The sequence below is a fragment of the Streptomyces sp. NPDC025793 genome, assembly GCF_055558375.1.
On record NZ_JBVHMR010000029.1, the window covers coordinates 1 to 16788 of the forward strand.

At 72.7% G+C, this 16788-nt stretch carries 16 protein-coding genes; 14 read left to right on the forward strand and 2 right to left on the reverse strand.

Annotated elements, in window-relative coordinates:
* Both ACZ4MF_RS35920 and ACZ4MF_RS35925 read left to right on the forward strand, forming a co-directional pair.
* Window positions 1–348, forward strand: a 348-nt coding sequence (locus ACZ4MF_RS35920; RefSeq protein ID WP_467496789.1) for a methionine adenosyltransferase domain-containing protein, incomplete at its 5' end; no start/stop codon positions are given.
* 141 nt (window positions 349–489) lie between these two features.
* On the forward strand, window positions 490–2655 hold the full coding sequence (locus ACZ4MF_RS35925) for a primosomal protein N' (protein WP_467496791.1): 2166 nt from the start codon (window positions 490–492) through the stop codon (window positions 2653–2655).
* 91 nt (window positions 2656–2746) lie between these two features.
* On the opposite strand, the gene ACZ4MF_RS35930 is transcribed toward ACZ4MF_RS35925, so the two are convergent.
* Window positions 2747–3292 carry a hypothetical protein gene (locus ACZ4MF_RS35930; RefSeq protein WP_467496793.1) on the reverse strand — a complete coding sequence of 182 codons (546 nt, stop codon included), beginning with the start codon at window positions 3290–3292 and terminating at the stop codon, window positions 2747–2749.
* A gap of 312 nt (window positions 3293–3604) precedes the next feature.
* Here ACZ4MF_RS35930 and fmt point away from each other — a divergent pair, with 312 nt between their 5' ends.
* The 9 genes from fmt to ACZ4MF_RS35975 all read left to right on the forward strand — a co-directional run bounded on the left by fmt (window position 3605) and on the right by ACZ4MF_RS35975 (window position 12880).
* Window positions 3605–4537 (forward strand): methionyl-tRNA formyltransferase, encoded by a 933-nt coding sequence (gene fmt / locus ACZ4MF_RS35935; protein ID WP_467496794.1) that lies wholly within the window; start codon window positions 3605–3607, stop codon window positions 4535–4537.
* Between the two features lie 180 nt (window positions 4538–4717).
* Entirely contained in the window at window positions 4718–6145 is a 1428-nt protein-coding gene (locus tag ACZ4MF_RS35940) for an RsmB/NOP family class I SAM-dependent RNA methyltransferase (RefSeq protein ID WP_467496795.1), read from the forward strand.
* 110 nt (window positions 6146–6255) lie between these two features.
* A complete protein-coding gene (gene rpe / locus ACZ4MF_RS35945) occupies window positions 6256–6939 on the forward strand; it encodes a ribulose-phosphate 3-epimerase (RefSeq protein ID WP_467496796.1) in 684 nt (227 codons plus the stop codon).
* Window positions 6940–7029: 90 nt separating this feature from the next.
* Complete coding sequence (locus tag ACZ4MF_RS35950) at window positions 7030–8073, forward strand: sugar-binding transcriptional regulator (protein ID WP_467496797.1); 1044 nt, start codon at window positions 7030–7032, stop codon at window positions 8071–8073.
* 102 nt (window positions 8074–8175) lie between these two features.
* The gene (locus ACZ4MF_RS35955; protein WP_467496798.1) at window positions 8176–8664 is read left to right on the forward strand and encodes a guanyl-specific ribonuclease; all 489 of its coding nucleotides are present in this window, start codon (window positions 8176–8178) and stop codon (window positions 8662–8664) included.
* Entirely contained in the window at window positions 8661–8990 is a 330-nt protein-coding gene (locus tag ACZ4MF_RS35960) for a barstar family protein (protein ID WP_467496799.1), read from the forward strand. Before ACZ4MF_RS35955 ends, ACZ4MF_RS35960 begins: the two co-directional genes overlap by 4 nt.
* A gap of 132 nt (window positions 8991–9122) precedes the next feature.
* Entirely contained in the window at window positions 9123–10565 is a 1443-nt protein-coding gene (locus tag ACZ4MF_RS35965) for a GuaB1 family IMP dehydrogenase-related protein (protein WP_467496800.1), read from the forward strand.
* 347 nt (window positions 10566–10912) lie between these two features.
* Window positions 10913–12400: an amino acid permease gene (locus tag ACZ4MF_RS35970; protein ID WP_467496801.1), complete on the forward strand. Its 1488-nt coding sequence runs from the start codon at window positions 10913–10915 to the stop codon at window positions 12398–12400.
* Between the two features lie 27 nt (window positions 12401–12427).
* Window positions 12428–12880: an Lrp/AsnC family transcriptional regulator gene (locus ACZ4MF_RS35975; RefSeq protein ID WP_067129751.1), complete on the forward strand. Its 453-nt coding sequence runs from the start codon at window positions 12428–12430 to the stop codon at window positions 12878–12880.
* A 115-nt stretch (window positions 12881–12995) separates the two neighbouring features.
* Here the strand turns inward: ACZ4MF_RS35975 and ACZ4MF_RS35980 are convergent, their stop codons facing one another.
* Window positions 12996–13736, reverse strand: coding sequence for a GntR family transcriptional regulator (locus tag ACZ4MF_RS35980; protein ID WP_467496802.1), 741 nt, complete (start codon window positions 13734–13736; stop codon window positions 12996–12998).
* A 205-nt stretch (window positions 13737–13941) separates the two neighbouring features.
* Between ACZ4MF_RS35980 and ACZ4MF_RS35985 the strand changes: the two genes are divergently transcribed.
* Genes ACZ4MF_RS35985 through ACZ4MF_RS35995 form a run of 3 tightly spaced genes read left to right on the forward strand, consistent with a single transcriptional unit; the run spans window position 13942 to window position 16786 of the window.
* The gene (locus ACZ4MF_RS35985) at window positions 13942–15102 is read left to right on the forward strand and encodes an ABC transporter substrate-binding protein (protein ID WP_467496803.1); all 1161 of its coding nucleotides are present in this window, start codon (window positions 13942–13944) and stop codon (window positions 15100–15102) included.
* The gene (locus tag ACZ4MF_RS35990; protein WP_467496804.1) at window positions 15099–15980 is read left to right on the forward strand and encodes an ABC transporter permease; all 882 of its coding nucleotides are present in this window, start codon (window positions 15099–15101) and stop codon (window positions 15978–15980) included. The genes ACZ4MF_RS35985 and ACZ4MF_RS35990 overlap by 4 nt, the downstream gene beginning before the upstream one ends.
* A complete protein-coding gene (locus ACZ4MF_RS35995; RefSeq protein WP_467496805.1) occupies window positions 15965–16786 on the forward strand; it encodes an ABC transporter permease in 822 nt (273 codons plus the stop codon). Before ACZ4MF_RS35990 ends, ACZ4MF_RS35995 begins: the two co-directional genes overlap by 16 nt.
* The last annotated feature ends 2 nt before the right edge of the window (window positions 16787–16788 follow it).

Here is a 16788-nt window from a genome sequence, read left to right on the forward strand (position 1 = left end):
GTGGACCGTTCGGCGGCGTACGCGATGCGCTGGGTCGCCAAGAACGTGGTCGCCGCGGGCCTGGCCTCCCGCTGCGAGGTGCAGGTCGCGTACGCGATCGGCAAGGCCGAGCCCGTCGGTCTGTTCGTCGAGACCTTCGGCACCCACAAGGTCGAGACCGAGAAGATCGAGAAGGCGATCGACGCCGTCTTCGACCTGCGTCCGGCCGCGATCATCCGCGACCTCGACCTGCTCCGCCCGATCTACTCCCAGACGGCGGCGTACGGCCACTTCGGCCGGGAGCTGCCCGACTTCACCTGGGAGCGCACCGACCGCGTGGACGCCCTGCGCAAGGCCGTCGGCCTCTGAGGCGAGCGGCGACACGGCTGACATCGGCTCCCGGGACCACCGTTCGGTGATCCCGGGAGCCGACGCCGTCATGCGGTACATGGATGTGAACGGCAGGCCGCAGGCGGGCCGTTGTCAGTGGCGTTTGGTAAGAATGCAAGCGTGAGCAGCGAGAACGAGCAGGGGGGCGGGGGCGCCGAAGGGGCGCCGCCGGAGCAGCTCGCGCTCATCCGGGAGAGCGTGCGCAAGGCGAGGACGCCGCGCGCCAAGCCGCGCACCTGGCGGGGCGCCGCGCTCGCCAAGGAGCTGCCCGTCGCCCGGGTCCTGGTCGACAAGGGCGTGCTGCACCTCGACCGGTACTTCGACTACGCCGTCCCCGAGGAGCTGGACGCGCAGGCGCAGCCCGGGGTGCGGGTGCGCGTGCGGTTCGGGGCCGGCCGGCACCGGGTGCGCGAAGGGCGCCGCGAGGGCGGCGGCCTCATCGACGGCTTCCTGATCGAGCGCCGCGCCGAGTCCGACTACTCCGGGCCGCTGGCCGCACTGGCCCAGGTCGTGTCCCCGGAGCCCGTGCTGAGCGAGGAGCTGCTCGGCCTCGCCCGGGCCGTCGCCGACCGCTACGCGGGCAGCCTCGCCGATGTGCTCCAGCTGGCCGTGCCGCCGCGCAGCGCCCGTGCCGAGCAGCGGCCGTCACCGGACCCGCTGCCGCCGCCGAACGCCCCGACGGCCGGATCCTGGGGGCGGTACGAGCACGGGGGCGCCTTCCTGGAGGCCCTCGCCTCCGGCGCGGCGCCCCGGGCCGTGTGGAACGCGCTGCCGGGTCCGCTGTGGAGCGAGGAGCTGGCCCGGGCCGTCGCCGCCACGCTCGCCTCGGAGCGCGGCGCCCTCGTCGTCGTACCGGACGGGCGGGCCGCAGCCCGGGTCGACGCCGCGCTCACGGCGCTCCTCGGCCCGGGCCGGCACGCGCTGCTGACCGCCGACGCGGGACCCGAGAAGCGGTACGCGCAGTGGCTCGCCGTACGGCGCGGATCCGTACGGGCCGTCGTGGGGACACGGGCCGCCATGTTCGCGCCCGTGCGCGACCTGGGCCTCGTGGCGGTCTGGGACGACGGCGACGACAGCCTGAGCGAGCAGCACGCCCCGCAGCCGCACGCGCGCGATGTGCTGCTGCTGCGCGCCGCGCTGGACAAGTGCGCCTTCCTGCTGGGCGGATTCGGCTGCACCGTGGAGGCCGCCCAGCTCGTGGAGAGCGGCTGGGCCCGGCCGCTGGTCGCCGGCCGTGAGCAGGTACGGCGGGCCGCGCCTGTGGTCCGGACGGTCGGCGACGACGACCTCGCCCGCGACGAGGCCGCCCGCGCCGCCCGGCTGCCGACCCTGGCCTGGCAGGCGGCCCGCGAAGGGCTGCGGCACGGGCCGGTGCTGGTGCAGGTGCCCCGGCGTGGCTACGCCCCCCGCATGGCCTGCGACCGGTGCCGGGCGCCCGCGCGGTGCCGGCACTGCGCCGGACCGCTCCAGGGCCAGGACGCGGGAGTGCTGCGGTGCGGCTGGTGCGGGCGTGAGGAGAGCGCGTGGCACTGCCCGGAGTGCGGCGGCTTCCGGCTGCGCGCCCAGGTGGTGGGGGCGCGCCGGACGGCCGAGGAACTGGGGCGCGCCTTTCCCGCCGTACCGGTGCGGACCTCGGGACGGGAGCAGGTGCTGGACACCGTGCCGGGCACGCCCGCGCTGGTGGTGAGCACCCCGGGCGCCGAACCCGTCGCCGAGGGCGGCTACGCGGCGGCCCTGCTGCTGGACGGCTGGGCCATGCTCGTCCGCCCCGACCTGCGGGCCGGCGAGGACGCGCTGCGCCGGTGGATCGCGGCGAGCGCGCTGGTCCGGCCGCAGGGCGAGGGGGGCACGGTGGTCGTGGTGGCCGAGCCGACCTTGCGACCGGTGCAGGCGCTGGTGCGCTGGGACCCCGTCGGGCACGCGGTGCGGGAACTGGCCGAGCGGGCGGAGCTGGGCTTCCCGCCGGTGTCCCGGATGGCGGCCGTCACAGGAGCGCCGGCGGCCGTCGCCGGCTTCCTGGCGTCGGCCGAACTGCCGCCGGACGCCGAGGTGTTGGGACCGGTTCCGGTGCCGCCCACGCCGCCCGGCCGGCCTCGCAGGCCCGGCGCTCCGCCGACCGGCGAGCACTGGGAGCGGGCACTTGTGCGGGTGCCGCCGGGGAGCGGGGCGGCGCTGGCCGCCGCGCTGAAGGCCGCTCAGGCCGTGCGGATGGCGCGGGGCAGCGGGCACGCCGGCGGGGCCGCGGAGGCCGTGCGGGTGCGGATCGATCCGCCGGACATCGGGTGACGTGTGCCCCCCGGGAGAGACGTGAGTGCCCTCCCGGATGTGGTGCCGGGAGGGCAGGCGGCGCGGGCCGGTGCGCGTCGGCGCGTCGGCGTCAGCCGTTGCGCGGCCCGGGGAATGCCGTCGGGCGGGCGTCGTCGCGCAGGGCGGGGCTGCCCGCGGTCGGCTGGGTGGGCATGGAGCGGGCCGCGGGGACCGTGGGCACCGTCGGCAGGGCCGTGTTCACGCCGAGCGTGCGCGCGGCGGACGGCTCCGGCGTCCGTTCGGTCTCGGCGGCGGCCGCCTGGGCCGCGGCGCGGCGGGCGCCGTAACGGCGGTGCACCGCCTGCTTGGTGACTCCGAGCGCCGAGCCGACCGCGTCCCACGAGAAGCCGAGTGAGCGGTCGAAGTCCACGGCGGCCGTGACCAGGGTCTCGACGCTGTCGCGGAGTTCCTGGGCCAGGCGGACCGTCGGGGCGGGGGCACGTCCGTAGACGACGAAGCCCGTGGACGGGCCGGAGCGGCGCGGGCGGTAGACGTTGCCCAGCTGGGCGGTGAGCGTGCGCAGCGCGTCCACCTGTCGGCGGACCCGCTCGATGTCCCGCACCAGCAAGTGCAGGCTGGCCCGGGCCTGGGCGTCGTGGGTTGCGTGGTCGGCCATGAACAAGCCTCTCGAACCGGCGTTGAAAGGAATTGGGCCGCGAAAGCGGCCCGTTGTGGTCAACTCTTTCTTGACCAACGCGTGTGCGCGCCGCTGGTCACGGGGTGGGGGCGTACGGGCATATGCGTACGCCGGTCGGGCGGGCGCCCACGCCCGGCAGCGGTGCGGGACCGCTGCTGCGCCCGCGCACCGCCCGTGTCTCCCGGCCGCGACGCCGACCTGTGCGGCTTCGGCCGTCGGCGGCCTTTCCCCGGTGGTCATAGACTGGTGCGCTGCCCGTCCAACCCCCGCCAGAGAGGCCCGATCCCGCCCATGAAGCTCGTCTTCGCCGGTACCCCCGAGGTCGCCGTTCCCGCTCTGGACGCCCTGATCGCCGCCGGGCGGCACGAGGTCGCCGCCGTCGTCACGCGGCCCGACGCGCCGGCCGGGCGCGGGCGCAGGCTGGTCGCGTCGCCCGTGGCCGAGCGGGCGCAGGAGGCGGGTATCGAGGTGCTCAAGCCCCTCAAGCCGCGCGACCCGGAGTTCCTGGAGCGGCTCACGCAGATCGCCCCGGACTGCTGCCCGGTCGTCGCCTACGGCGCCCTGCTGCCCCGGGTCGCCCTCGACATCCCGACGCACGGCTGGGTCAACCTGCACTTCTCGCTGCTGCCCGCCTGGCGCGGGGCCGCGCCGGTGCAGCACTCCATCATGGCGGGCGACGAGATCACCGGCGCCTCCACCTTCCTCATCGAGGAGGGCCTCGACTCCGGGCCCGTCTACGGCACTGTCACCGAGGAGGTCCGGGCCACCGACACCAGCGGCGACCTGCTCACGCGGCTCGCCTTCGCCGGCGCCGGGCTCCTCGCCGCGACCATGGACGGCATCGAGGACGGCACCCTGAAGGCCGTACCGCAGCCGGCCGACGGCGTCACCGTCGCGCCGAAGATCACCGTCGAGGACGCCCAGGTGGACTGGACCGCCCCCGCGCTGCGCGTCGACCGGGTCGTGCGCGGCTGCACCCCGGCGCCCGGCGCCTGGACCACCTTCCGGGGCGAGCGGCTGAAGCTCATCCAGGTCACGCCCGTGCCGGAGCGGATCGACCTCGCGCCGGGGCGGATGGCGGTCGGCAAGAACAGCGTGCACGTCGGCACGGGTTCGTACGCCGTCGAGCTGCTCTGGGTGCAGGCCCAGGGCAAGAAGCCGATGCGGGCGGCCGACTGGGCCCGCGGGGTGCGCATCACCGAGGACGAGACCCTCGGGGGCTGAGCGCCCCGCCGGAGGTGCTGCCGCAATGTGCCGTCAGCCGTCAGCCGTCAGCCGTCAGCCGTCAGCCGTCAGCCGTCTGCGGGTCTGCCGCGGCCGGTCGCACCCGCGCGGCGGAGGTGACGGTGTGCGGACGTAGGCTGGAGACCGCACCTCCTTCCTCGTATCCGGAGCACCTTTTTCGTGAGTGAGCAGTCCCGGCGGCCCCATAGGCCCGCCAAGCCCTATCGCCGTCCGCAGAAGGACCCCGTCCGCATCCTGGCCTTCGAGGCGCTGCGCGCGGTCGACGAGCGGGACGCGTACGCCAACCTCGTGCTGCCGCCGCTGCTGCGCAAGGCGCGCGAGAAGGAGGGGCCGGAGAAGTTCGACGCACGGGATGCGGCCCTCGCCACCGAGCTGGTGTACGGCACGCTGCGCCGGCAGGGGACGTACGACGCCGTCATCGCCGCCTGTGTCGATCGGCCGCTGCGCGAGGTCGATCCGCCGGTGCTCGACGTGCTCAGCCTCGGTGTGCACCAGCTGCTCGGGACCCGGATCCCGGCCCACGCCGCCGTGTCCGCCTCCGTCGAGCTGGCCCGCGTGGTGCTCGGCGACGGACGCGCCAAGTTCGTCAACGCCGTGCTGCGCAAGGTGACCCAGCACGACCTCGACGGCTGGCTGGAGAAGATCGCGCCGCCCTACGACGAGGACCCCGAGGACCACCTCGCGGTCGTGCACTCGCACCCCCGCTGGGTCGTCTCGGCGCTCTGGGACTCGCTCGGCGGCGGGCGCGCCGGGATCGAGGACCTGCTGGAGGCCGACAACGAGCGGCCCGAGGTGACCCTCGTCGCGCGGCCGGGGCGGGCCACCGCCGAGGAACTGCTGCGCGAGGAGGCCGCCGTGCCCGGGCGCTGGTCCCCGTACGCCGTGCGGCTCGCCGAGGGCGGTGAGCCGGGCGCGGTGAAGGCCGTGCGCGAGGGCCGGGCCGGGGTGCAGGACGAGGGCAGCCAGCTGGTGGCCCTGGCGCTCGCCAACGCGCCCGTCGAGGGATCCGACGCGCGGTGGCTCGACGGCTGCGCCGGCCCCGGCGGCAAGGCCGCGCTGCTCGCCGCCCTCGCCGCCGAGCGCGGCGCCACGCTGCTCGCCTCCGAGAAGCAGCCGCACCGGGCCGGACTGGTCGCCAAGGCGCTGGCCGGCAACCCCGGGCCGTACCAGGTCATCGCCGCCGACGGCACCCGGCCGCCGTGGCGGTCCGGGAGCTTCGACCGCGTGCTGATGGACGTGCCGTGCACCGGGCTCGGCGCGCTGCGCAGGCGGCCCGAGGCCCGCTGGCGCCGGCGCCCCGAGGACCTGGAGAACTTCGCGCCGCTCCAGCGCGCCCTGCTGCGCACCGCGCTCGACTCGGTGCGCGTCGGCGGCGTCGTCGGCTACGCCACCTGCTCGCCGCACCTCGCCGAGACCCGGGCGGTCGTCGCCGACGTGCTCAAGCAGCACCCGCAGACTGAGCTGATCGACGCGCGCCCGCTGCTGCCCGGCGTACCGGCGCTCGGCGAGGGGCCGGACCTCCAGCTGTGGCCGCATCTGCACGGCACCGACGCGATGTACCTGGCGCTCATCCGTCGTACCGGCTGAGATCACGCGTTCACCGGGAGTCATCCACAGGCGGCCGCGTCAGTACGATGAACGGCCCCGCCTGTGGACGGACGCGAACATCAGTGCTCCGGACATGGCAGTCTTGGGGCATGGCCCAGATCAACCCCAGCATCCTGTCCGCCGACTTCGCCCGCCTCGCGGAGGAGGCCAAGGCGGTCCAAGGCGCCGACTGGCTCCATGTCGACGTCATGGACAACCACTTCGTCCCGAACCTCACGCTCGGCGTGCCGGTCGTGGAGTCCCTGGCGCGTGCGACGGACACCCCGCTGGACTGCCATCTGATGATCGAGGACCCCGACCGCTGGGCTCCCCAGTACGTCGAGGCGGGCGCCTCCTCGGTCACCTTCCACGTGGAGGCGGCCGCCGCTCCCGTGCGGCTCGCCCGGGAGATCCGGGCCAAGGGCGCCCGTGCCTCCATGGCGCTCAAGCCGGCGACGCCGATCGAGCCGTTCGAGGATCTGCTGCCCGAGCTCGACATGCTGCTGATCATGACGGTCGAGCCCGGCTTCGGCGGCCAGGCCTTCCTCGACATCATGCTGCCGAAGATCCGCCGCACCCGGGAGCTGATCGCCAAGCACGGCCTCCAGATGTGGCTCCAGGTGGACGGCGGTGTCTCCGCCTCGACGATCGAGCAGTGCGCGGAGGCGGGCGCGGACGTCTTCGTGGCCGGCTCGGCGGTCTACGGCGCGGCGGACCCGGCGGAGGCGGTGCGTGCCCTGCGCGCCCAGGCGGACGCGATCACCGCCCGGTCGTCCTGGGCATGCGACCACTGAGCCACAGATACATGAACGGTTAAGTGAACGGCGCCCATCAGGGCAGATCAGTCGCCCCGAATCTGCAAGGATGAACGGCGAATCCAGAGTGTGAACAGCAGTGAGGAGATCGCCGTGTCGGGTATGTCGGCGGGCCGGTCAGCCATGCGGATGGGACCCGCTGAGCTGGTCCAGGCGGCGGCCATGGCCCGCCGCTTCTACCTCGAGGGGAAGTCCAAGATCCAGATCGCCGAGGAGTTCGGCGTCAGCCGCTTCAAGGTGGCCCGGGTCCTGGAGACGGCCCTCGAACGGGATCTCGTACGCATCGAGATCCGCGTGCCGGCCGAGCTGGACGCCGAGCGCTCCGACGCGCTCCGCGCCCGGTACGGCCTGAGGCACGCCGTCGTGGTCGAGTCCCCGGCCGAGGCCGAGGAGACCCCCGACCCGGAGAACCTCGGCGAGGTCGCCGCCGACCTGCTCGGCGAACTCGTCAACGAGGGGGACGTGCTGGGGCTGGCCTGGGGCCGGTCCACCATCCACATGGCGGCGGCGCTCGACCGGCTGCCGCCGTGCACGGTGGTGCAGCTGACAGGGGTGTACGACGCCGGGACCGCCGAGCGCGGATCGGTGGAGGCGGTGCGCCGCGCCGCGCAGGTGTCCGGCGGGGACGCGCACCCCATCTACGCGCCGATGCTGCTGCCGGACGCGGCCACCGCGGCGGCGCTGCGCCACCAGACCGGGATCGCCCGGGCCTTCGAGTACTTCGACAAGGTCACGGTCGCCTGCGTCTCCATCGGCTCCTGGGAGCCGGGCATCTCGACGGTGCACGACATGCTCAGCGACGAGGAGCGGGCGCACTACGCCTCGCTCGGTGTCGCCGCCGAGATGTCCGCACACCTCTTCGACGCCGAGGGGCGCCGCATCGGGCGGGACCTGGGGGAGCGGTGCATCACGGTCAAGACCGACCAGCTGCGCCGTATCCCGGAGGTCGTGGCGATCGCGGGCGGGCAGCGCAAGGCTCCCGCGATCGACGCGGTGCTGCGCTCCGGGCTGGTCACCAGCCTGGTCACGGACACCTCGGCCGCGGACTGCCTGATGACGGCGGGACCGACCCCGAAGCCGGCCCTGAGCCGCGCGGACCCCGACGGTTCCTGACCGGCCCCTGCCCCGGGCCCGGCGGAGCCGGCCCCACTCGCCGACTCCGGTCGCCGGGCGCGGAGTTCGTGGCGGTGGGACGGCCGTGGCAGCATCATCCGCATGTTGCTGCGGTTCGTCCCCCCACCGTCCCGACGACGGGCGGTGCCCCGCCTGTTCGCGGGGCTCCTCGTCGTCCTCGCCGTCCTGCTGACCGGCTGCTCGTCGCACCACACGAGCACCGGCACGGGCAAGAGCACCGGTATCGGCAAGAGCGCAGGCCCCGCCTCGCACGCCCCTGCCACCGCCTCGGCCACACCCGGCTGGGCCAAGGGCATGGCCACCGTCCAGGCGTCCGCGCTGCCCGCCGAAGCCCGGCAGACCCTCGCCCTCATCGACAAGGGCGGCCCCTACCCCTACGCCCGGGACGGCATCGTCTTCGGGAACGTCGAGCGGCACCTGCCGGGGCACCAGCGCGGCTACTACCACGAGTACACCGTCAAGACGCCCGGCTCGCGCGACCGCGGCGCCCGGCGCATCATCACCGGCAAGGCCGGGGAGATCTACTACACCGATGATCACTACAACTCGTTCCGGGCGGTGCTGAGATGAGCGAAGACCTGGCAGGGCGGCTCGTCGTCACCCTGGACCTCGACGGAGTCACCGACAAGGCCGGTCTGATGGACCGCGTCGCCCGGGCCCTGGCGCTGCCCGACTGGTTCGGCCGGAACTGGGACGCGCTGGCGGACTCCCTGTCCGACCACACCGTGTGGCCCGAGGGGGCCGTCGAGCAGGGGCTGCTGATCGTCGTGCGCGGCTGGCAGCCGTACGCCGAGGCGCGGCCGAAGGAGTGGCGGATCGCGCAGGACGTGTTCACCGAAGCGGTGGACCGGACTCCCTCGCTCACCGTCGCCCTCGCTGTTGGAGGATCCTCCTAGCTGATCCGCTGCGGGCCTGGATGTTCTGTGGGGGCATGGCCCGGCCCCCGACATGGGACAATGAAGTACGTGCTCTTTCCCCCCGGCACACCTGTCGGGGGGTCACCTCTGATCGACTGGGATGTGCGGCACGTGCGTTTCCTCAATGACATCCAGCCCCCGTACGACCTGACGTACGACGACGTGTTCATGGTGCCGAGCCGCTCCGCGGTCGGTTCGCGTCAGGGCGTGGACCTCAGCTCGCCGGACGGCACGGGCACCACCATCCCGCTCGTCGTCGCCAACATGACCGCCATCGCCGGCCGCCGTATGGCCGAGACCATGGCCCGCCGGGGCGGTCTGGTGGTCATCCCGCAGGACATCCCGATCGACGTCGTCACCGACGTCGTCTCCTGGGTCAAGAGCCGCCACCTGGTGCTCGACACCCCGATCGTGCTCGCCCCGCACCAGACGGTCGCCGACGCGCTCGCGCTGCTGCCGAAGCGCGCCCACAACGCCGGTGTCGTCGTGGACGAGAACCGCCGTCCGGTCGGCGTCGTCACCGACGAGGACCTGACCGGCGTCGACCGCTTCACGCAGCTCGAAGTGGTCATGTCCAAGGATCTGCTCCTCCTCGACGCGGACATCGACCCGCGCGAGGCCTTCAACACCCTCGACCAGCACAACCGGCGCTACGCCCCGGCCGTCGACAAGGACGGCAAGCTGGCCGGCATCCTCACCCGCAAGGGCGCCCTGCGCGCCACGCTGTACACGCCGGCCGTGGACGCGAACGGCAAGCTGCGCATCGCCGCCGCCGTCGGCATCAACGGCGACGTCGCGGGCAAGGCCAAGCAGCTGCTCGACGCGGGCGTGGACACGCTCGTCATCGACACCGCGCACGGCCACCAGGAGTCGATGATCAACGCCATCAAGCTGGTGCGCGCGCTCGACCCGCAGGTGCCCATCGCCGCGGGCAACATCGTCTCCGCCGAGGGCGTCAAGGATCTCGTCGACGCCGGCGCGGACATCATCAAGGTCGGTGTGGGTCCCGGCGCCATGTGCACCACCCGGATGATGACCGGCGTGGGCCGGCCGCAGTTCTCCGCGGTCCTGGAGTGCGCCGCCGAGGCGAAGAAGTACGGCAAGCATGTGTGGGCCGACGGCGGTGTCCGCCACCCGCGCGACGTCGCCATGGCCCTCGCGGCCGGCGCGTCCAACGTGATGGTCGGCTCCTGGTTCGCGGGCACCTACGAGTCCCCGGGCGACCTCCAGCACGACGCCAACGGCCGTGCCTACAAGGAGTCCTTCGGCATGGCGTCCGCGCGTGCGGTGGCCAACCGCACGTCGGAGGAGTCGTCCTACGACCGCGCCCGCAAGGCGCTGTTCGAGGAGGGTATCTCCACCTCCCGCATGTTCCTCGACCCGACCCGCCCGGGCGTCGAGGACCTGATCGACTCGATCATCGCGGGCGTCCGCTCCTCGTGCACCTACGCCGGCGCGGGCTCCCTGGAGGAGTTCGCCGAGAAGGCCATCGTCGGCATCCAGAGCGCCGCCGGCTACGCCGAGGGCAAGCCGCTGCACGCCAGCTGGAGCTGACCCCCAAGTCCATCGGGTCCCTCAAGTCCCTTCCGAGCGGCCCCCGTTGATCCCGTCCCCGGGACCGACGGGGGCCGTCGGGGTGTTCAGGACTTCGCAGAGCGGACCGGTGGGGCCGCCGCGCAACGCTCGTCGCTCCGGGTGCAACGAATTGGCGTTCTGGGCGGATGAACGCAATGATCATCCGGGGACGCGCAAGGTTGCTGCATTACGCCCGTGAAGGCCACCCCCGTAGGGTGCTGCGCTGTACGTGGCGTGGCGGGGACCCCGCTCGGTGGGCTCCTGCCCTGGCAGGGCTGCACCGGGTCCCCGTCCCGCAGTGATCGGCAGCGATAAGGAGCCAACGCGTGCTCGACCAAGGCGCACCCCCGCACGACCGCCCGGCGACCGTCCCCGCGTCCCCGGGCGTCGCCGCGCGCCTCATGCGGCGCAAGCCTGTGGAACGCCTGGTCGCGGAGGGCGGCCAGGGTGAAGGAGGGCAGCTTCGGCGCTCCCTCGGGCTGTGGCAGCTGACCATGATCAGCATCGGTGCCACGCTCGGCACCGGCATCTTCGTCGTCCTCGGCGAGGCCGTCCCCAAGGCGGGCCCGGCCGTCACCCTCTCCTTCGTGATCGCCGGTCTCACCGCGCTGTTCTCGGCCCTGTCCTACGCCGAGCTGGCGGGCACCATCCCGGTCTCCGGTTCCTCGTACTCGTACGCATACGCAACCATGGGCGAACTGATCGCCTGGGTCTGCGGCTGGTGCCTGCTGCTGGAGTACGGCGTCTCGGTGGCCGCGGTGGCCGTCGGCTGGGGCCAGTACCTGAACGAGCTGCTGCACGGCACCATAGGCGTCACCATCCCGGACGCCCTGTCGGCGCCGCCCGGCCAGGGCGGCATCTTCAACCTGCCCGCCCTGATCGTCGTCCTGCTCGGCATGGTGTTCCTGCTCGGCGGCGCCAAGGAGTCCGCGCGCGCCAACACCGTCATGGTGAGCGTGAAGATCGCCGCGCTGATCCTCTTCTGCGCCATCGGCTTCATGGGCTTCAAGTCCGGCAACTACGCCGACTTCATGCCGCTCGGCATGGCGGGCGTCAGCGCGGCCGGTGCCACGCTGTTCTTCTCGTACATCGGCTTCGACGCCGCCTCCACCGCCGGTGAGGAGGCGAAGGACGCACAGCGCGACCTGCCGCGCGCGATCATGCTGTCGCTGGTCATCGTGACCGCGCTGTACGTCCTCGTCGCGGCCGTCGCCGTGGGTGCCTGGCCCTGGAAGAAGTTCAAGGACTCCGAGGCCGCGCTCGCGCAGATCATGACCGACGTCACCGGGCAGAGCTTCTGGGGCACGCTGCTCGCGTTCTGCGCGGTCATCGCCATCGCCAGCGTCGTGCTGACCGTGCTCTACGGCCAGACCCGCATCCTGTTCGCGATGTCCCGCGACGGCCTGGTGCCCAAGATCTTCTCCAGGGTCCACCCGAAGACCGGCGCGCCGCGCGCCAACACGATCATCGTGTCCCTGTTCTGCGGTCTCCTCGCCGCCGCGATCCCGCTGGGCCAGCTGGCGGACGCCACCAGCATCGGCACGCTGTTCGCCTTCGCGCTGGTCAACGTCGCCGTCGTGGTGCTGCGCCGGACCCGCCCGGCCATGCACCGCACATTCCGCGTGCCGCTGTCGCCGGTGCTGCCCGCGCTGGGCTTCCTCTTCTGCATCTGGATGATGGGCAGCCTCTCCGAGGTCACCTGGATCGTGTTCGGTGTCTGGATGGCCGTAGGGCTCGTGTTCTACTTCGTATACGGCTATCGCCGTTCCCGTCTCGCGAGAGTTGAGGATCTCGCGGTGGCGGCAGAGAAGTGATCGAACCGAAGAAGTGAACCACCCCCTGTGCTGAACGATCTCGACGAACGCATCGTGCACGCCCTCGCCGAGGACGCCCGCCGCTCCTACGCGGACATCGGGCAACTGGTCGGACTGTCCGCCCCGGCCGTCAAGCGGCGCGTGGACCGGCTGCGCGCCACCGGAGCCATCACCGGGTTCACCGTCCGGGTGGACCCGGCGGCGCTCGGCTGGGAGACCGAGGGCTACATCGAGATCCACTGCCGGCGCAACACCTCGCCGGAGACCATTCAGCGGGGGCTGGAGCGGTACCAGGAGGTCGTGGCCGCGTCGACCGTCACCGGCGACGCGGACGCGATCGCCCAGGTCTTCGCGTCCGACATGCGTCACTTCGAGCGGGTGCTGGAGCGCATCGCCGGGGAGCCGTTCGTCGAGCGGACCAAGTCGGTGCTGGTGCTGTCACCGTTGCTGCGGCGCTTCTCCTCCGGGGCGCCGGGGTAGGGGGCACCCGCGCCGCTTCAGGGGGGGGTGGACTGCAACCCCCTAAGGGGCGCGGGGAACTGCGCGAGAAAGCACGACGGACCCGCACCCGGCAACGGCGAACGCCCCCCGAGCTCTATTCCGCCGTCTTCCGCGCCAGCGCATTGTTGCCGATCGAGTTCCGCACGCTGAAGCTCACCGCGTCCGAGCGGTACCGGTCGTCCGACCACTCCACCGGCCGCCCCTCGCGGGTCGTGGTCACGCGCCGCACCCGCAACAGCGGACTCGTCCGGCGCACCCCGAGCAGCTCGGCGTCCTGCGCGCCGCAGGCGACCGCGTCGATGATGTGCTCGCCGTACGCGAAGACGAGCCCCGTCTCGTCGTACAGGCGCTGGGTGACGGACGGGCAGTCCCGTTCGATGGACTCGACCGCGGGGGAGATCCAGTCGGCGTACACGGTGCGTTCCAGGAGCACCGGCTCGCCGTCCAGGCCGCGGACCCGCAGGACGTGCAACACCTGTGTGCCGACGGGGAGTTGGAGGCGTACCGCGTCCTCCTGGGTCGCCGGGCGGTACTGCTGGGCGACCACCCGGCCGGTGGCCTCGCGGCCCATCGCGCGGGCCCACTGGGCGAAGCTGCGCAGTTCCTCGAAGCTCTGGCTGCGGCGGCTGGCCAGGACCACCCGGCGGGCGCCCTGGCGGGAGCCGATCAGACCCTCGGACGTCAGGGCCGCGACGGCCTGGCGGACCGTGCCGCGCGAGACGCCGTAGTGCGCGGCCAGCTCCGACTCCGAGGGCAGCCGGCTGCCGACCGTGTACTCCTCGCGGTCGATGGCCCGCCGCAGCTCGTCGGCGATCTCCTCGTGGCGCGCGGTCATGCTTCCCCTCTGCGTAGGTCGCTGTGCACAGCGTGACCAGCCTAATCGACGTTTCTGGGTGATCCGTGTCAACTGTAAGTGTGCAGGGAAACTCGGGTTTGTGTTCGGCTGGTGTTTACGGAACGGTCACCAGGGGCGGGCGTACTGGGGCCGACTTGTTCAGACAAGTTCTCCCACCCTCGCCATGTGTCCCCCTGGAGAGACCGTGACCGTGTCCCTGCCGAGAAACGCCGTCCTCGGCGGTTCCCTCGCCGTCGTCGCCGCGCTCGCCCTGAGCGCCTGCGGCGCCGCCCCCGACAACGCGTCGACCACCACCAAGGACGGCAAGAACGCCGCCACCGCCACCTCCGCCGCCGCCTTCGGCGGCATGGACGCCCTCGTCAAGGCGGCCAAGAAGGAGGGCACGCTGCACATCATCGCGGTGCCCCGCGATTGGGCCAACTACGGCGCGATCATCGACGGCTTCCAGAAGAAGTACGGCATCAAGATCGAGGACGAGAGCCCCGACGGCACCAGCCAGGACGAGATCAACGCCGTCACCTCCCGCAAGGGCCAGGACCGCGCCCCCGACGTGCTCGACCTGGGCTCGTCGTTCGCGCTGAGCGCCGCCCAGCAGGGGCTGCTCGCGCCGTACAAGGTGACCTCCTACGCCGACCTCCCCGAGGCCCAGAAGGACCCGCAGGCCCGCTGGTACAACGACTACGGCGGCTACATCTCCATCGGCTGCGACGACAAGCGCGTCAAGGACTGCCCGACCAGCTTCAAGGACCTGCTCAAGCCCGAGTACAAGGGCCAGGTCGCCCTCAACGGCAACCCCACCAAGTCCGGCTCCGCCTTCGGCGGCGTCTACGCGGCCGCCCTCGCGAGCGGCGGCTCGTTCGACAACATCCAGCCCGGCCTGGACTTCTTCGCCAAGCTGAAGCAGAACGGCAACTACACGCCCGTCGAGTCCACCCCGGCCACCGTCGAGAAGGGCGAGACGCCCATCTCCATCGACTGGGACTACCTCAACGCCGGGTACGCCGACGAGTTCAGGTCCAAGGGCCTGGACTGGAAGGTGAACATCCCCACCGACGGCCAGTACGCCCAGTACTACTCCCAGGCCATCAACAAGGACGCCCCGCACCCGGCGGCCGCCCGCCTGTGGCAGGAGTACCTCTACAGCGCCGAGGGCCAGAACCTGTGGCTCAAGGGCTACGCCCGCCCGGCCCTGATGGCCGCCCTGGAGAAGGCCGGCACGCTGGACAAGACGGCCGCCGCCAAGCTGCCCAAGGTCAGCGGCACGCCCTCCTTCCCGACCGAGACCCAGCAGAGCAAGGCCAAGACGGTCATCGCTCAGGGCTGGGGGAAGGCCGTCTCCGGATGACCGCCGCTCTCACGCGTGCGGACGTGGCGCCCGTCGCTTCGGCGAAGCGACGGCGCCGCGCTCCCGGCTGGCTCGCCGTCGTACCGCTGCTGGTCTTCGCGGCCATCGCCTTCGGCCTGCCCGCCTTCGCCATCCTCGACGGCGCCTTCACGGTCGAGGGGCACTACGGGACGAAGAACCTGACCGACTCGCTCCAGGGGCCGTACCTCACCTCCCTGCTCGGCAGCGTCAAGCTGTCCGCCCTCGCCGCCGCGCTCGGCGTGCTGCTCGGGCTGCCGCTCGCCCAGGCCGTGGTCGGCTCCCGCTCCCGCTGGCTGCGCGAGGCCGTGCTGACCGCCTCCGGCGTGCTCGCCAACTTCGGCGGCGTCCCGCTGGCCTTCGCCTTCGTCGCCACCCTCGGCAACGCGGGCGTCCTGACCGTGCACCTCGGCCTGAAGGACAGCGGCTGGAACCTCTACAGCTTCTGGGGTCTGGTCCTCGTCTACCTGTACTTCCTCATCCCGCTCATGGTCCTCACCATCACCCCCGCGCTGGACGGCCTGCGCACCCAGTGGCGCGAGGCCGCGCTGAACAACGGCGCCACGGGCGTGCAGTACTGGCGCCATGTCGCCCTGCCCGTCCTCGCGCCCTCGCTGCTCGGCGGACTCGTGCTGCTCTTCGGCAGCGCCTTCGCCGCCTACGCCACCGCCGCCGCCATGGTCGGCAGCGCGGTCCCGCTGGTCACCCTCCAGATCGCCGACGCGCTGTCGGGCAACGTGCTGGTCGGCCAGGAGAACATCGCGCTCGCCCTCAGCCTCGACATGGTCCTGGTGGCCGGCCTGGTGATGGCCGTGTACCTGCCCCTGCAACGCCGGAGCGCCCGATGGCTCGATGCCTGACCCCCTGGCGCTGGGCCGTCCTCGGCCTCGCCGCCCTGTACTTCCTGGTGCCGCTCGGCGCGTCCGTCGTCTTCACCGTCGACGAGCCCGGCCGGGGCGTCTCCTTCGACGCCTACACCAAGATCCTGTCCACCGACGGCTTCGTCTCCAGCCTGCTGCTCTCGCTGGAGCTGGCCCTGGCCACCATCGCGGCCGTCCTGCTGCTGATGGTGCCCGCCATGGTCGCCCTGCGGCTCGGCGCGCCCCGGCTGCGGCCGGTGGTGGAGATCGTCTGCTCGCTGCCGCTGGTGGTGCCGCCGATCGCGTTCGTGGCGGGCATCGTCAGCGTGCTGAAGTGGGGCCCCGACCATCTGTCGCGCACCCCGCTGTTCGAGACGTTCGTCGCGATCCAGAACCCGAGCTTCCCGGTCGTGCTCGTCCTCGCCTACGTCGTGATGGCGCTGCCCTTCGTGTACCGGGCGCTGGACGCGGGCCTGCGCGCCATCGACGTGCGCACCCTGGTCGAGGCCGCCCGCAGCTGCGGCGCCTCCTGGCCGCAGGCACTGGTCCGGGCCGTGCTGCCCAACATCCGTGGCGCGCTCCTCAACGCGGGCTTCCTCACGCTGGCCCTGGTGCTCGGCGAGTTCACCGTCGCCCAGCTGCTCGGCTACCAGCCCTTCGCCGTGTGGATCTACAACGTCGGCGGCTCGCAGGCCCAGATGTCCGTCGCCGTCTCCGTGCTCAGCCTGCTCGTCACCTGGGCCCTGCTCCTCGCGCTCGCCGGCGTCGGCGGCGGACGCAACCGAACCGCGAACTCCCGGGGATGACA

Coding starts and splice junctions, on each gene's coding strand:
- ACZ4MF_RS35980 (WP_467496802.1), bottom strand. CDS start 13,736: ATGACCGCGCGCCACGAGGAGATCGCCGACGAGCTGCGGCGGGCCATC.
- ACZ4MF_RS35995 (WP_467496805.1), top strand. CDS start 15,965: ATGGCTCGATGCCTGACCCCCTGGCGCTGGGCCGTCCTCGGCCTCGCC.
- fmt (WP_467496794.1), top strand. CDS start 3,605: ATGAAGCTCGTCTTCGCCGGTACCCCCGAGGTCGCCGTTCCCGCTCTG.
- ACZ4MF_RS35990 (WP_467496804.1), top strand. CDS start 15,099: ATGACCGCCGCTCTCACGCGTGCGGACGTGGCGCCCGTCGCTTCGGCG.
- rpe (WP_467496796.1), top strand. CDS start 6,256: ATGGCCCAGATCAACCCCAGCATCCTGTCCGCCGACTTCGCCCGCCTC.
- ACZ4MF_RS35955 (WP_467496798.1), top strand. CDS start 8,176: ATGTTGCTGCGGTTCGTCCCCCCACCGTCCCGACGACGGGCGGTGCCC.
- ACZ4MF_RS35930 (WP_467496793.1), bottom strand. CDS start 3,292: ATGGCCGACCACGCAACCCACGACGCCCAGGCCCGGGCCAGCCTGCAC.
- ACZ4MF_RS35960 (WP_467496799.1), top strand. CDS start 8,661: ATGAGCGAAGACCTGGCAGGGCGGCTCGTCGTCACCCTGGACCTCGAC.